General features: G+C 39.5%; 16 protein-coding genes. All 16 read left to right on the forward strand.

The genetic code is table 11. The features are described 5' to 3' along the window. Positions 1–8: 8 nt before the first annotated feature. The 16 genes from mtnA (at position 9) to DS745_RS02010 (ending at position 13,875) form a co-directional block, all read left to right on the forward strand. The gene (mtnA, locus tag DS745_RS01935; RefSeq protein ID WP_129076518.1) at positions 9–1,082 is read left to right on the forward strand and encodes an S-methyl-5-thioribose-1-phosphate isomerase; all 1,074 of its coding nucleotides are present in this window, start codon (positions 9–11) and stop codon (positions 1,080–1,082) included. 20 nt (positions 1,083–1,102) lie between these two features. Further along, entirely contained in the window at positions 1,103–1,882 is a 780-nt protein-coding gene (locus DS745_RS01940; protein WP_129076519.1) for a class II aldolase/adducin family protein, read from the forward strand. Between the two features lie 14 nt (positions 1,883–1,896). Then, complete coding sequence (locus DS745_RS01945; protein ID WP_241657688.1) at positions 1,897–3,579, forward strand: aldehyde dehydrogenase family protein; 1,683 nt, start codon at positions 1,897–1,899, stop codon at positions 3,577–3,579. After that, complete coding sequence (locus tag DS745_RS01950) at positions 3,576–3,896, forward strand: BMC domain-containing protein (protein WP_129076520.1); 321 nt, start codon at positions 3,576–3,578, stop codon at positions 3,894–3,896. Before DS745_RS01945 ends, DS745_RS01950 begins: the two co-directional genes overlap by 4 nt. A gap of 14 nt (positions 3,897–3,910) precedes the next feature. Further along, positions 3,911–4,210, forward strand: coding sequence for a BMC domain-containing protein (locus DS745_RS01955; protein ID WP_129076521.1), 300 nt, complete (start codon positions 3,911–3,913; stop codon positions 4,208–4,210). Further along, positions 4,197–4,562, forward strand: a complete 366-nt coding sequence (locus DS745_RS01960) for a BMC domain-containing protein (RefSeq protein WP_129076522.1) — start codon at positions 4,197–4,199, stop codon at positions 4,560–4,562. Before DS745_RS01955 ends, DS745_RS01960 begins: the two co-directional genes overlap by 14 nt. Before the next feature lie 3 nt (positions 4,563–4,565). Continuing rightward, the gene (locus DS745_RS01965) at positions 4,566–4,838 is read left to right on the forward strand and encodes a BMC domain-containing protein (protein WP_153188166.1); all 273 of its coding nucleotides are present in this window, start codon (positions 4,566–4,568) and stop codon (positions 4,836–4,838) included. Positions 4,839–4,880: 42 nt separating this feature from the next. Further along, complete coding sequence (locus DS745_RS01970; protein WP_129076524.1) at positions 4,881–5,156, forward strand: BMC domain-containing protein; 276 nt, start codon at positions 4,881–4,883, stop codon at positions 5,154–5,156. 16 nt (positions 5,157–5,172) lie between these two features. Further along, positions 5,173–5,835 carry a phosphate propanoyltransferase gene (pduL, locus tag DS745_RS01975; protein ID WP_421721800.1) on the forward strand — a complete coding sequence of 221 codons (663 nt, stop codon included), beginning with the start codon at positions 5,173–5,175 and terminating at the stop codon, positions 5,833–5,835. Between the two features lie 17 nt (positions 5,836–5,852). Further along, complete coding sequence (locus DS745_RS01980) at positions 5,853–6,104, forward strand: EutN/CcmL family microcompartment protein (RefSeq protein ID WP_129076526.1); 252 nt, start codon at positions 5,853–5,855, stop codon at positions 6,102–6,104. Positions 6,105–6,201: 97 nt separating this feature from the next. Continuing rightward, positions 6,202–7,533 (forward strand): CoA-disulfide reductase, encoded by a 1,332-nt coding sequence (locus DS745_RS01985; RefSeq protein ID WP_129076527.1) that lies wholly within the window; start codon positions 6,202–6,204, stop codon positions 7,531–7,533. A 342-nt stretch (positions 7,534–7,875) separates the two neighbouring features. Continuing rightward, positions 7,876–8,703 carry a CoA transferase subunit A gene (locus DS745_RS01990; protein ID WP_129076528.1) on the forward strand — a complete coding sequence of 276 codons (828 nt, stop codon included), beginning with the start codon at positions 7,876–7,878 and terminating at the stop codon, positions 8,701–8,703. After that, positions 8,697–9,422 (forward strand): CoA-transferase subunit beta, encoded by a 726-nt coding sequence (locus tag DS745_RS01995; protein ID WP_129076529.1) that lies wholly within the window; start codon positions 8,697–8,699, stop codon positions 9,420–9,422. Before DS745_RS01990 ends, DS745_RS01995 begins: the two co-directional genes overlap by 7 nt. A 121-nt stretch (positions 9,423–9,543) precedes the next feature. Continuing rightward, entirely contained in the window at positions 9,544–10,236 is a 693-nt protein-coding gene (locus DS745_RS02000; protein WP_129076530.1) for a hypothetical protein, read from the forward strand. Positions 10,237–10,367: 131 nt separating this feature from the next. After that, positions 10,368–12,098 carry an ABC transporter ATP-binding protein gene (locus DS745_RS02005; protein WP_129076531.1) on the forward strand — a complete coding sequence of 577 codons (1,731 nt, stop codon included), beginning with the start codon at positions 10,368–10,370 and terminating at the stop codon, positions 12,096–12,098. Continuing rightward, on the forward strand, positions 12,091–13,875 hold the full coding sequence (locus DS745_RS02010) for an ABC transporter ATP-binding protein (protein WP_129076532.1): 1,785 nt from the start codon (positions 12,091–12,093) through the stop codon (positions 13,873–13,875). Before DS745_RS02005 ends, DS745_RS02010 begins: the two co-directional genes overlap by 8 nt. The last annotated feature ends 26 nt before the right edge of the window (positions 13,876–13,901 follow it).

Here is a 13,901-nt window from a genome sequence, read left to right on the forward strand (position 1 = left end):
GAGTATTTGTGACAAATCCAGTTGCAGTCATTCAGTCAGTTAGACTTGATGATGAAAAAGATGCACTAATTTTATTAGATCAGACAGTACTTCCTAACAGGAAGGAATATTTAGAACTTAAAGAGCTGAAAGACATATGGGATGCAATCTATCACCTAAAAGTGCGTGGCGCACCTGCAATTGGAATTGCTGCTGCATATGGTGTATATCTAGGGACAAAACAATCTGTAGCTTCTACGTATGAAGAACTTTTGGAAGATTTTAAAAAAGCAAAAGAGTATCTAGCCTCTTCTAGACCTACGGCAGTAAATTTGTTTTGGGCATTAAACCGCATGGAAGGAAGACTTCATCAAGAGGCAGATAAGTCAGTTACTGAGATAAAGACTGCCTTAAAAGAAGAAGCAGAGCTCATCCGTGCAGAAGATGAAAAGGTTTGTGAAGCGATTGGCGAATATGCGTTGTCATTATTAAAGCCAGGAATGGGCTTATTAACCCATTGTAATGCAGGTACGATTGCTACAGCCAAATACGGTACTGCCTTAGCGCCTATTTACTTGGGGCAAGTACAAGGATATGACTTTACAGTTTTTGCTGATGAAACACGACCACTGTTACAAGGAGCGCGCCTCACTGCTTGGGAGTTAAAAGAAGCAGGAGTTGATGTCACGTTAATCTGTGATAATATGGCGTCAATTGTCATGAAAGAAGGAAAGGTACAAGCTGTTTTGGTTGGTTGTGATCGTGTTGCCGCTAATGGGGATGCTGCTAATAAAATAGGAACATCTGGTGTAGCGATTTTAGCCAAGCATTATAATATCCCGTTTTATGTTTGTGCGCCGTTTTCAACTGTTGATTTAGATTGTCACACAGGAGCGGACATCCATATTGAATTACGTCCTTCAGAGGAAATTACAACCAAGTGGTATAGCGAATCTATGGCTCCAGAGGGAGTTAAAACATATAATCCTGCTTTTGACGTAACGGATCATGAGCTTATAACGGCCATTGTGACAGAGAATGGTATTGCATACCCACCTTTTAGTGATAGCTTAGCTCGGTTATCGAAAGCTACGAAGAAATAGTTGGTTAAGGAGCTGTACTTATGGTAGAGAAGACGAAATACTACTCTGATTTCGAGGCGAAAAAGTTAATCTGTGAAATCGGAAAACGAGTGTACAATAAAAATTTTGTTGCTGCTAATGACGGGAACATTTCCGTGAAAGTGGGACCAAATACGATTTGGACGACGCCAACTGGGGTCAGTAAAGGATTTATGACACCTGACATGATGGTGAAAATGGATCTATCAGGGAAGATTTTAGCTGGTAAACTAAAGCCTTCCTCAGAGGTGAAAATGCATTTAAGGGTTTATAAAGAAAACCCTGAAGTAAATGCCGTTGTACATGCCCACCCTCCTGTGGCAACCTCTTACGCAATTGCTGGGATTAGTTTGGAAAAACCAATTTCTCCGGAAGCAGTTGTTTTATTAGGGAGAGTTCCTGTAGCCAAATATGCTACACCAGGAACAGAGGAAGTTCCCGATTCAATTGCGCCATACTGTAAAGATCATAATGCAGTCTTGCTTGCGAATCACGGCGCATTAACTTGGGGAAGAGACATTATTGAAGCGTATTATCGAATGGAGTCATTGGAGCATTACGCATTGATGTCAATGTATTCAACCAATATTATCAACAAAGCTAATGAGCTAAGTTGTTCGCAAGTTTCTGACCTTATTGAAATACGAACAAAGATGGGAATTCATAGTGGTGGGGTTCCGCCTTGTGAGGAACAGCCAAACCAAACAGATACTAGCAAAGAACAACTGATCGAAGAAGTAGTACGGAAAGTTACTGCAGAAATCTTAAAGAAACTGAAATGAAAAGAGGGTAACAATTGAGCATTCACCTCGACGAAAATGACATTCAAAAGATTATTGAAGCTGTGATGCGCAATGTAGAATCTGCGTTGGAAGTGAAACCTTCTACCGGTAAGGAGAAAGCTCCAATGATGGCAGCAGCCCAATTTGCCGTCAAAAAGGCTGTACAAAAGCCACAAGAAATTTGTGAAGTGATTGAGAAAAATGAGTCACAGGCAATGAAAGCAGCCTTACAATTTGCCGTAAAAAAACGGGTGCCTTGTTCAGAGCCTGCTCCAAAACCGATAGTAGCATCACCGATAAAATTAAGTGTAACCTCTCACTATGCCGTGAAAAATGCTGTCACTGAAGCATATGGGGTGTTCGATAGCATGGAACAGGCAATTGATGCAGGCTTTCAGGCACAAGTAAACTACGTAAAAGACTATAAACTACAGGATCGCGAGCGGTTGATTAACGCGGTTCGTCAAAGTATTGTTGCGGAAAAAGAGACATTAGCAAAGCTTGTTTTAGAAGAAACGAAGCTCGGAAACTATCAAGATAAAATTTTAAAACATGAGCTGGCAGCTTTAAAAACACCTGGAGTTGATATTTTAAAAGCAGAAGCGTTTACTGGAGACGACGGCTTGACGATTGTAGAGCACGCACCGTTTGGATTAATTGGTGCCGTTACACCAGTAACGAACCCAACTGAAACGGTTATTAACAATAGTATTAGTATGCTAGCTGGTGGAAATGCCGTTGTTTTTAATGTTCATCCTTCTTCAAAGAAGGCCTGCGCCTATGTAGTCACCCTGATTAATAAGGCGATCAAGGCTGCTGGTGGACCACTGAATTTAGTTACGATGGTCAAAGATCCAACCTTAGAAACACTAAATCCAATAATGGAAAGTCCTAAGGTAAAGTTATTAGTTGGTACAGGTGGTCCTGGTCTTGTTCGAACATTGCTTAAGTCAGGGAAAAAGGCAATCGGGGCAGGTGCAGGGAATCCCCCTGTGATTGTAGATGAAACTGCTGATATGGAAAATGCCGCAAAGTCAATTATTTTAGGGGCTTCATTTGATAATAATCTCCTCTGTATTGCAGAGAAAGAAGTCTTTGTGATTGATCGAGTAGCCGATGATCTTATTTTTCAATTGCTTAATCAAGGTGCTTATATGCTTGATCGCTACCAATTAGATAAGATTATGAGCCTTACATTAGAGGAAAATCATCAAGAAGAGGCAAGAGGCTGTAGCCTAAACCCTAAGCGGAAGTATCATGTTAATAAGAACTGGATAGGTAAAGATGCGAAAGCAATTTTATCACAAATTGGAGTAACCGCTCCGGCCAATGTAAAACTAGTAATCTGCGAAGTTGAAGCAGAGCATCCCTTTGTACAACTAGAACAAATGATGCCAATACTTCCAATCGTTAGAGTGAAAGATTTAGACGAAGCCATTCAACTAGCTGTAACAGCGGAGCATGGAAACCGCCATACTGCCATAATGCACTCAAAAAATCTAGACAACCTAGCAAAGTTTGCTAGTGCGATCGATACGACCATTTTCGTAAAGAATGCTTCATCATTAGCTGGAGTTGGCTTTGGCGGTGAGGGTCATGCGACGATGACGATTGCGGGTCCTACTGGGGAAGGGATCACTTCTGCCAAGACATTTACACGACAAAGACGAAATGTTTTAGCCGAGGTGAAGAAATGACCGAAGCCATCGGATTTTTAGAAGTACAGGGATATAGTGTGGCGCTTGCTGCCATGGATAAAGCTTGTAAAGCCGCTACCATTACCATTCAAGGAATTGATAGTAATAATCCAAGCACTGGAGATGCAGCACCTATTCCGGTTGTCATTCAAGTTAAATTTACAGGCTCGATCTCTGATGTGAAGGTTGCCCTAGAAGTTGCTCGACTTGAAGCTTGTCGTCATATTGCTGAAGAAGACGTTTCTACTCATTTCATTCCCTCAGGTTTTAGCGGCTTAGAGAAGTTGTTGAAAAGTGGGAAAGTTCGTCCGAAATAGTAGGAGGGTTGAAAATGGGTCTTTCATTAGGAATGCTTGAAGTAAGAGGAATGGGTACAACATTCGTTTGTATTGATAAAATGGTCAAATCTGCCTTTGTTGAAGTTACTAGAGTTGAACAAATAGGTTCGGGAGTGATCACAATTTTTATCCAAGGAGAACTAGCTTCTGTCCAGTATGCAATAGCAGTAGGAGAAGAAGTAGTTCAAAGTTACGGACAGTTCATCGCTTCAAGAGTCATTGCGAGGCCGTATAATGGGTTGGAAAAATTAACTGCTCAAGAAGAAAAGGTGGTCAAGCATGGAGAGAATTGAGTCCATTGGAGTGATCGAGACGCAATATTATCCTGTTGCCGTTGAAATTTTAGATCAAATATGTAAAGGAACAAACGTCCAGCTTTTAACAAGTGAGAATTATTTAGGTGGGATGCTCGTCTCACTCATTGTTGGTGGAAGCGTTTCGGATGTAAATGAAGCAGTAGCCATTGCCAAACAGGTTTGTCAGGATAAAGAAAATAATCCACTAAAAAAGGCAATTGCTATTTCGAATCCTCATCCTGAAATTTTAAAATATATCCTACCTGCTCCTAAAGAGGTAGAACTTCCGGCGGTTGTAAAAAGCCGTCGAAAAAAAACAAATGTAAACACATCTAAGGAGGACTTATAAATTATGAACGAATCAATTGGAATTATCGAAACAAAAGGTTTAACAGCAGCGATTGAAGCAGCTGATGCGATGTTAAAAGCAGCAAACGTAGAAATCGTTGGCAGTGAAAAAATCGGCTCAGGTTTAGTTTCTGTGATTGTTAAGGGCGACGTTGGGGCAGTGAAAGCAGCAACAGAAGTAGGTGCAGAAGCAGCGGGGCGCATTGGTGAAGTAGTTGCCGTTCATGTAATCCCAAGACCACACAGCGATGTAGCTAAATTATTACCAAATTTATAAACCAAAAAACAAAAATACGTAAAATCCTAGGAGGAAAATAAAATGAGTCAATCAATCGGAATTATCGAAACAAAAGGTTTAACAGCAGCAATTGAGGCAGCAGATGCAATGTTAAAAGCAGCAAACGTAGAAATCGTTGGTAGCGAAAAAATCGGTTCAGGGTTGGTATCAGTGATTGTTCAAGGAGAAGTAGGCGCAGTGAAAGCAGCAACAGAAGTAGGTGCAGAAGCAGCTAGCCGAGTGGGTGAACTTGTGGCTGTTCACGTAATCCCAAGACCGCATGCTGATGTGGCAAAATTGTTACCAGCTTTAAAATAATTGGTGAAACAAAGTGATTGATAAGAACGCCCTCCTTGAAGAGATTACTAGGTTAGTAGTTACTGAGCTAAAGGAACAAAATGTCACGGTATCTACGAAACAACAAAAGAGCTATGTCCCTGTCAGCATTTCCGCTAGGCACATTCACCTTCAAAGAGATCATCTCGATGCTCTTTTTGGCAAAGGTTATCAATTGACAAAACATAAGGATATTTCTCAGCCTGGACAGTGGGCATGTAATGAAAAGGTTACGATTCAGGGACCAAAGGGTAAAATAGAAAATGTTCGCGTATTATCACCACTCCGCGAGGCAACTCAAGTAGAGGTAGCCAGTAGTGATGCCAGAAAACTAGGGTTAGAACCTCCGGTTAGAAGCTCAGGGAATCTCACTGGTTCTGCACCAATTACGATTATTGGACCGAAGGGAACCATTCAATTACAGGAAGGCTGTATCATTGCCGATCGTCATATTCACATGACACCTCAAGACGCGATGGAATTTGGGGTTAGGGATAAACAAAAGGTCTCTGTAAAGGTTCCTGGGGGTAAAGGTGGACTTATGGGAGAAGTAACGATTCGTGTCCGACATAATTATGCACTTGATATGCACATTGATACTGATGATGCCAATGCATTTGGACTGAGCGGAAATGAACAGTTGCAAATCATTCCCGATTAGATGGAGGGTTTGCTAAGATGATTATAGGCAAGGTAATAAATAGAGTTGTTTCTACAAGAAAGTATGAGGAGCTACAAGGTTATAAGTTACTCGTTATTCAACCTTGTTATGGTTCAGCCGATTTTTTTGTAGCCGCAGATAACATTGGAGCCGGTGAGGGTGAGTATGTACTTGTTTCCACAGGAGAAGCAGTACAACACGCTTTAACGAAACATGCACCAATTGATGCGATTGTTGTTGGGATATTAGATCACGAACCGACCATATAAAAGGGTAGAGTAGGAGGTTGAACATGTTGAAAAAGAACCGTTCATTCTTACAGAATTATGTGCAAGTGATACAAATAGACCGTAGGAGCAAGAAATTATGAAATTAATTGTTATTGGTGGGGTAGCGGCAGGAATGTCCGCTGCCTCTAAATTAAAGCGAATAAATAGTGATGCCGAAGTTGTCGTTTATGAAAAAGGAACCTTTTTGTCTTATGGAGCTTGTGGGTTACCGTACTATGTCTCTGGTGAGAATGATGACTACACGAAAATGATTGCTAGAACAAAAGAACAATTTGAAGCGCAGGGGATGACTATTCATGTGCGCCATGAAATTGTCAAAGTAGTTCCAGAGAAAAAGCAAGTGATGGTCAAAGACTTAGACAAGGGAAATTACTTTCTCGACTCATATGATCAGTTAATGATTGCCACTGGTACGATACCTGTTGTTCCACCCTTCCCTGGGAAAGACTTAGCGAATATTCATGTTTTGAAAACATTGGAAGACGGTATTCTCTTAAAACAAGTGTCAGAAAAGAAGGAAATCCAAGATGTTGTCATAGTAGGTGGCGGATATATTGGGATCGAAGTTGCTGAAGCAATGGTACGTTTAGGAAAGCGAGTTCGAGTGATCGAGTTAGGTACTCGTATCCTGCAAACCTTTGATCAAGAAATTACTGATTTAGCTGAGGAAGAGCTGAGAAAACAAGGTGTTGCGTTAACATTGGGGGAAAAAGTTGAGTCATTTATTGGAACTACTAGTGTCGAAAAAGTAAAAACGGATCGTGGAACTTATCCTGCTGATCTGGTGCTTCTCTCAATCGGGGTTAAACCTGCAACGAAATTCCTTGAGGGATCTGGAATAGCCCTTGCAGAAAATGGAGCCATTATCATTGATCGCGAAATGCGTACGAACCATGCTGATATCTATGCAGCTGGGGATTGTGCACAGGTCTATCACAAGGTTATGGAAGAAAATCGCTTTATTCCTTTAGGGACAAATGCAAATAAGTGCGGAAGAATTGCAGGTACGAACCTAGCCGGTGGTCGCGAAAAGTATATTGGAACACTTGGAAGTGCTGCAATTAAAATTTTTAATCTTGAATTAGGAAGAACGGGCATGTCTGAACAAGATGCGAAAGATTTTGCCATTGATTATACAACAGTTACGGTCCGGAGTGCTGATCATCCAGGCTACTACCCAAATCAAACACCGATTTGGATCAAACTAATTTGTGAAAAGCGAACAAAACGGATTTTAGGAGCTCAAGCCATCGGTGAGAAGGGTGTTGTCCTTCGGATAGATGTATTTGCAGTAGCTATTCATAATAATATGCCTGCAGATGAATTAGGGATGACCGATTTATGCTATGCGCCCCCGTTTGCTGGAGTATGGGATGCGATTCATATTGCTTGTAATGCGGTTAAATGAAAAGACAATTTTGAATTATGAATTATGAATTATGAATTATGAATTATGAATTGAAATGTAGAATGTAGAATGCAAAATGTAGAATGTAAAAAAAACAATTATGAATTATGAATTATGAATTGAAATGTAGAATGTAGAATGCAAAATGTAGAATGTAAAAAAAAACAATTATGAATTATGAGTTATGAATTGAAATGCAGAATGTAAAATGCAAGATGTAGAATTAATAAGGAATGAAAAATGTAATAGGTTGTGGGGTTGGCTTGGCTTCGAAGAGATACCCACACCAATTCTACATTTTACATTCATAATTCTACATTGCTTTTCAAGGGTGGTGTATGTTTGAGTAAGGTTATGTCATTAAAGGACGCAGTCAGTTTAGTCAACGATGGGGATACAATTGCGATTGGTGGTAATGTACTTCATCGTGCGCCAATGGCAGCTGTTAGGGAGATAATTAGACAGGAAAAGAAACTGCTTAAGCTGGTAAAAACCGCGGGGGCACATGATATTGATCTTTTATGTGCAATGGATTGTGTTGAAACGGTAGATGCTGGTTTTGTTAGTTATGAGTCTAAGTATGGGTTAGCCACACATTACCGAAAAGCAGTGGAGCAAGGGAATGTAAGAGCAAATGAGCATGCTTGTTATACAGTTATCTGCTCTTTACGTGCGGCAACGATGAATGTCCCATTTATGCCTGTTCATGGTTTAAATGCAGGTGACCTACTTCTAGAGAATGATTACTTTGTTGTAGTGGAAGACCCGTTTAGTGGGACGCCGGTGACTTTAGTGAAAGCAATTGTCCCTGATGTAGCTTTTATTCATGTTCAAGAATGTGATCAACAGGGAAATGCAAGGATTGTCGGCCCTAAATTTGAAGATGTACTCATTAGTCGTGCTGCTAAACAAGTAATCATTACGACTGAACAAATTGTACCAGAAAGCAGAATGAAGCTTTTAAAAGACCAAATCGATATTCCAGGATTTTTAGTTTCAGCAGTAGTAAAAACTCCACAGGGGGCGGCACCTACTTCATGTTACCAAAAATATGAGGTTGATGATCGGTCGTTGCAGTCATTTATGGCTCAAAAAAACAAAGATGAACTAATCTCCTACCTCCAAAGTTATGAGAAAAAAGATTACTCTGGGGGTACAAAGCTATGGTAAACCAGCAATATCGAGCGAGTGATATGATGACATGCGCGATTGCGAACTTACTAAATGATGGTGAAACGGTTTTTCATGGTGTTTCTTCCCATTTACCAATGATCGCAATGATGTTGGCAAAAAGATTACATGCGCCTAATTTAGTGCACTTAAATATCCCAGGCGGTGTAAACCCTTCCTCAGTTACTCAAGCGTCGTACTCATCGGCTGGTGCGGACCTTTTTTCAGGAGCAGAGTCATATTTCCCTTTAGAGGAAGTCTTTGATTTGTCGATGCGTGGAAGGTTAGATGTGGCTTTCTTAAGTGGAATACAGTTTGATCTTCATGGCAATATTAATGCATCTGTCGTTGGAAGCTATCAAAAGCCAAAAGTCCGATTGCCTGGTGGTGCAGGAAGTGCGGTGTTAATCCCAACAGCCAAAAAAGCAATCATTTGGCGAACTAAACATGATAAACGAACGTTCGTTGAAAATGTAGATTTCATCACTACCCGAGGGAACTTATGGAAGATCGTTACCCCACTTTGTATTTTTCAGTACAAAGCAGGAAAGCTTCATTTAGATAGGATCCAACCAACTTCTTCATTAGAAGAGGTTAAAGCCAATACTGGCTTTGAGTTATCCTATGATGAAATAAAGTATACAAATGCACCGACAGAAAAAGAATTGTCGTTGTTAAAGAAAATTGACCCGTTTGACTATCGTTCAATTGAATTTTAGGAGTGGCTCGTCGAGGTTTGGACGAGCCACTTTTGCGTAAATGGGTAAATATGGATTGCTGAAGTTTGTGGTAGATAGACATAATAACTATGTATCAATATTGAAAGGGTGGGATGTTATTATGTCATTAGAATGGTTTGATCGAGTTTGTAGCGAGATGCAAGACAACTTAGAGTCGATTTGCGAAGATTATGATGAATTAGGACATATGCGTATTGACAGAGCTGCTAAACACCCAAAAATTGAATTCTTTGTAGAATTTGAGGATGAAGATCGTGAGGTTTTTAGTACTTTATTCTTTGATCCGCATAACGAAGAGTTTTACATGGAAGAATTCGATTTAACAACAGGTGAAACATTTCGGCAAATTCTTCCTGATATTGAAGAAATCCTGGATGCGGTTCATGAAACGTTCCATAACTTTATGGACAATGAACTTGAAGATATTGAGGAAGATGACGAAGATATCTATGATGAAGACGATGAAGATATCTATGATGATGATGATGACATAGATGATGAAGAACAAGTATATACTGATGGCGGAGAATATGATGTAATCGTTGATGTGGAATGGACAACGCCTGAAGTATTGGCCTACTCATACTTAGATGAAGTGGAAGTAACCTATAAATTTGGCGTAGTGAAAGAAACTGGCGACGGAATTCTTCATAGAGTTAATCGTATTTATACAGAAGACGATGAAATGATTGAAGATGAAACAAACTTTATTTTTAGCAAAGAAGAAGCGGGCGCGATTATAGAGTTAATTGAAAATAACATGGATGTTATGGAAGGCTTTGACCCGTCATAATTGGCAAGCTCCCGATTCGGGGGCTTTTTCTTTTCCAATAACTGCAGGGTTTATTGTTTGAATATTTTGTTCATTGGATTTAAACTAATAAGATCAGTTAAACATAGAAATTACAGTTTCTGGGGGAATTCATGTTAAAGGTATTTTCGTTTTTAAAATCTTATAAAAAGCCAATATATATCGCATTATTTTTAATGCTTGTGGAATTGTTTGTAGAGCTTTGGCATCCGCTATTAATGGCAAAAATTATCGATGATGGAATTCTAAAAAATGATTTATCTGTCGTTCTTACATGGGGCGGTATTATGTTGGGATTGTCCTTTGTAGGATTTGCTGCTGGAATTATTAATTCATTTTATGCTGCACACGTAAGTCAAGGATTTGGGTATGACGTAAGGAAAAGCTTGTTTGATAAAGTACAGTCGTTTTCCTTTGCAAATCTTAATCGATTTCCGACCTCTTCGTTAATCACGAGATTAACGAATGATGTTACACAGCTTCAAGGGTTAGTTTTTATGGGCTTACGAATTATGGCTAGAGCACCTTTACTCGTTATTGGTGGAGTGGTTATGGCGTTAATTGTAAATTGGCAGTTGGCGTTAATATTAGTTGTCACAATGCCTTTAATGTTTCTGTTTATGGTCTGGTTGATGGGGAGAGGGGTAACTCTATTTCGGATTGTCCAAGACAAATTAGACTCTGTGAATAGTGTTATGCGTGAAAACTTGTCAGGGATGAGATTAATAAAAGCGTTTCTAAGAAAATCCCATGAACAAAATCGATTTGCAAAATCAAGTACTGAACTGAAAGATCAAACGATAAAAGCTCTAAGGCTTATTGAATTAACAATGCCAGTCCTTTTATTAGTAATGAATATTAGCATATTAGTGATTTTATGGTTTGGAAGCTTTCAAGTAACGGCGAATAATGCAAATATCGGAGAAATAGTGGCACTAGTTAATTATGCGACAAGAATTATGTTTGCTTTTTCGGTCTTTTCATTTCTATTAATGAATCTTGCTCGAGCAAAGGCGTCTTCTACTAGGATAGTTGAAGTACTAGAGGCTGATGTAGATTTAGTTGATGGTGCTGGATCGTCTTTACAAGAGGAGTTAATAAGAGGACACGTAAGGTTTGATGATGTATCTTTCCAATATCCTGATACGAAAGAAAATGTACTAATGAATATAAGCTTTGAAGCGAGATCTGGAGAAACTGTGGCTCTTCTTGGTGCTACTGGTTCAGGAAAAACATCGTTGTTTCAACTAATTCCTCGACTTTACGATGTGTCAAAAGGGACTGTTACGCTAGACGGCGAGGATATAAGAAAATTTAAATTAACTTCATTACGAAATAACATTGGTTTTGTTCCACAAGAAGCCCGTCTTTTTACAGGGACAGTCCGTGAAAATATTTGCTGGGGCAAGGAAGGTGCTTCTATGGAAGAAATAATAGAAGCGGCAAAGGCAGCACAGATACATGAAACCATTGTCAAACTACCAAATCAATATGAGACAATCATTGGTCAAAAAGGTGTAAATCTTTCAGGTGGTCAGAAACAGCGGGTATCCATTGCAAGAGCATTAATTCGCAAACCGAAAATTTTATTGTTAGATGATAGTACGAGTGCGTTAGACTTACAAACGGAGCAGAAGATTTTAGAAGCGATTCGTGACCTCTCGTGTACGACCCTTATCATTACACAAAAAATAAGTACAGTAATGGCTGCTGATAAAATCTTATTGCTTGAGGATGGCCGTATTGTTGCTGAAGGAGAACATGATAAGCTACTGCAAACAAGTGAGTTGTATCAGAAGATCTACGACTCACAGCAGTTAGAGGAGGTGGCAAGTCATGGCTAAACAAACAAAGACAAACAGTAAGCAGCCGCCAAAAAAAAGTAGAGATATCACAGGTACGGTTATACGGATCTGGAGTTACCTAGCTGAAAAAAAAGCACTACTTACTTTCGTTTTGGTGTTGGTTTTTATTAGTGTTGCTCTATCTTTACTTGGACCATATTTGATTGGTTATGCGATTGATGAATATATCATCCCAAGAAATAGTGACGGATTTTTTAGGCTCTTAGTGTTTTTAGCGATTGTTTATCTGGTGAATTCTGTAGCCATTTGGTTACATAACTACTACATGATTAGTATCGCTCAAACGACCGTTTACAAAATGCGGGAACATTTGTTTAGCCATTTACACCGTTTGCCAATTAGTTACTTTGATCGAAAGCAACACGGTGAGCTAATGAGTAGATTAACAAATGATATGGAAAATGTCAGCCGTACCTTAAATAGTTCGGTTATACAGATTTTTTCTAGTCTTCTGACGCTTATTGGGACAGTCGCTTTTATGATTTATCTTAGTCCGCTTTTAACCTTAATAACCCTAACGATCATACCGTTACTTTATTATGGAATGAAATGGATTACTGCGAGGACGAAAAAATATTTTCGTGAACAACAACGTAATTTAGGTTCAATGAATGGATTTATTGAAGAAACGATTTCTGGTCAGAGTGTTGTAAAAACATTCTCCCAGGAAGAAAGAATGACTGAACAATTTCTAGAACGGAACGAGCAGCTGAGGAAATCGGGCTACTGGGCACAAGCCTATTCAGGCTTTATTCCAAAGCTAATGAACGTACTAAACAATTTAAGCTTTGCAATTATCGCCTTAGCAGGTGGAATACTTGCTCTTAATGACTTAGTCTCAATTGGTATTATCGTTACGTTTACCCAATATTCAAGGCAATTTACTCGGCCATTAAATGACCTCGCCAATCAATACAACACACTTCTTTCGGCAGTTGCAGGTGCAGAACGTGTTTTCGAGGTCATGGACGAAGAAAAAGAAGAGGTTAAAACAGATTTAGCCGAGCTTGAAGATGTAACGGGAAATGTAGAATTCGATCATGTGTCGTTCTCTTACAATCACGAAGGTCAAACAATTACCGATATCTCGTTTCAAGCTAAGGCTGGTGAAACTGTTGCTCTTGTTGGGCCAACTGGAGCAGGGAAGACGACAGTCATCAATTTGCTAAGTCGTTTTTATGATCCTGTAGCAGGGTCAATTACTATCGACGGACAGGATATATCAACGGTTAGTCGTAAAAGTCTGAGACAACACTTAGGATTTGTGCTCCAGGATCCATTTTTATTCGAAGGCAGCATTCTCGAAAACATCCGCTATGGAGATTTACATGCAAGTGATGAAGCTGTGATGGAGGCGGCAAAACAGGCCAATGCTCATTCCTTTATTATGAAACTTCCAAAAGGCTATGATACAGTATTATCTCAGGATGGTGGCGGTATCAGCCAAGGACAGAAACAATTGCTTTCAATTGCTAGAGCAATTCTTTCACGTCCGAAAATATTAATTTTAGACGAAGCAACGAGTAGCATTGACACCATTACCGAAATTAAAATTCAAGAAGCCCTTGCAAGATTAATGGAAGGGCGGACTAGTTTTGTCATTGCTCATCGTTTAAATACGATCCAGCAAGCTGATCAAATAATTGTTCTACATGAAGGGAAAATGATCGAAAAAGGGACACACCAATCGCTACTTAAAGAGAAAAACTTTTACTATGAACTTTATCATGGACACTTAAAAAATGATGCGATGTAAACAGCCTCCCGCTGGAGGCTGTTTTT

The organism is Anaerobacillus alkaliphilus, assembly GCF_004116265.1.
In the GTDB taxonomy this organism is placed as follows: Bacteria; Bacillota; Bacilli; order Bacillales; family Anaerobacillaceae; genus Anaerobacillus; species Anaerobacillus alkaliphilus.

Coding starts and splice junctions, on each gene's coding strand:
- DS745_RS01940 (WP_129076519.1), top strand. CDS start 1,103: ATGGTAGAGAAGACGAAATACTACTCTGATTTCGAGGCGAAAAAGTTA.
- DS745_RS01950 (WP_129076520.1), top strand. CDS start 3,576: ATGACCGAAGCCATCGGATTTTTAGAAGTACAGGGATATAGTGTGGCG.
- DS745_RS01955 (WP_129076521.1), top strand. CDS start 3,911: ATGGGTCTTTCATTAGGAATGCTTGAAGTAAGAGGAATGGGTACAACA.
- DS745_RS01960 (WP_129076522.1), top strand. CDS start 4,197: ATGGAGAGAATTGAGTCCATTGGAGTGATCGAGACGCAATATTATCCT.
- DS745_RS01965 (WP_153188166.1), top strand. CDS start 4,566: ATGAACGAATCAATTGGAATTATCGAAACAAAAGGTTTAACAGCAGCG.
- DS745_RS01970 (WP_129076524.1), top strand. CDS start 4,881: ATGAGTCAATCAATCGGAATTATCGAAACAAAAGGTTTAACAGCAGCA.
- DS745_RS01980 (WP_129076526.1), top strand. CDS start 5,853: ATGATTATAGGCAAGGTAATAAATAGAGTTGTTTCTACAAGAAAGTAT.
- DS745_RS01985 (WP_129076527.1), top strand. CDS start 6,202: ATGAAATTAATTGTTATTGGTGGGGTAGCGGCAGGAATGTCCGCTGCC.
- DS745_RS01995 (WP_129076529.1), top strand. CDS start 8,697: ATGGTAAACCAGCAATATCGAGCGAGTGATATGATGACATGCGCGATT.
- DS745_RS02000 (WP_129076530.1), top strand. CDS start 9,544: ATGTCATTAGAATGGTTTGATCGAGTTTGTAGCGAGATGCAAGACAAC.
- DS745_RS02005 (WP_129076531.1), top strand. CDS start 10,368: ATGTTAAAGGTATTTTCGTTTTTAAAATCTTATAAAAAGCCAATATAT.
- DS745_RS02010 (WP_129076532.1), top strand. CDS start 12,091: ATGGCTAAACAAACAAAGACAAACAGTAAGCAGCCGCCAAAAAAAAGT.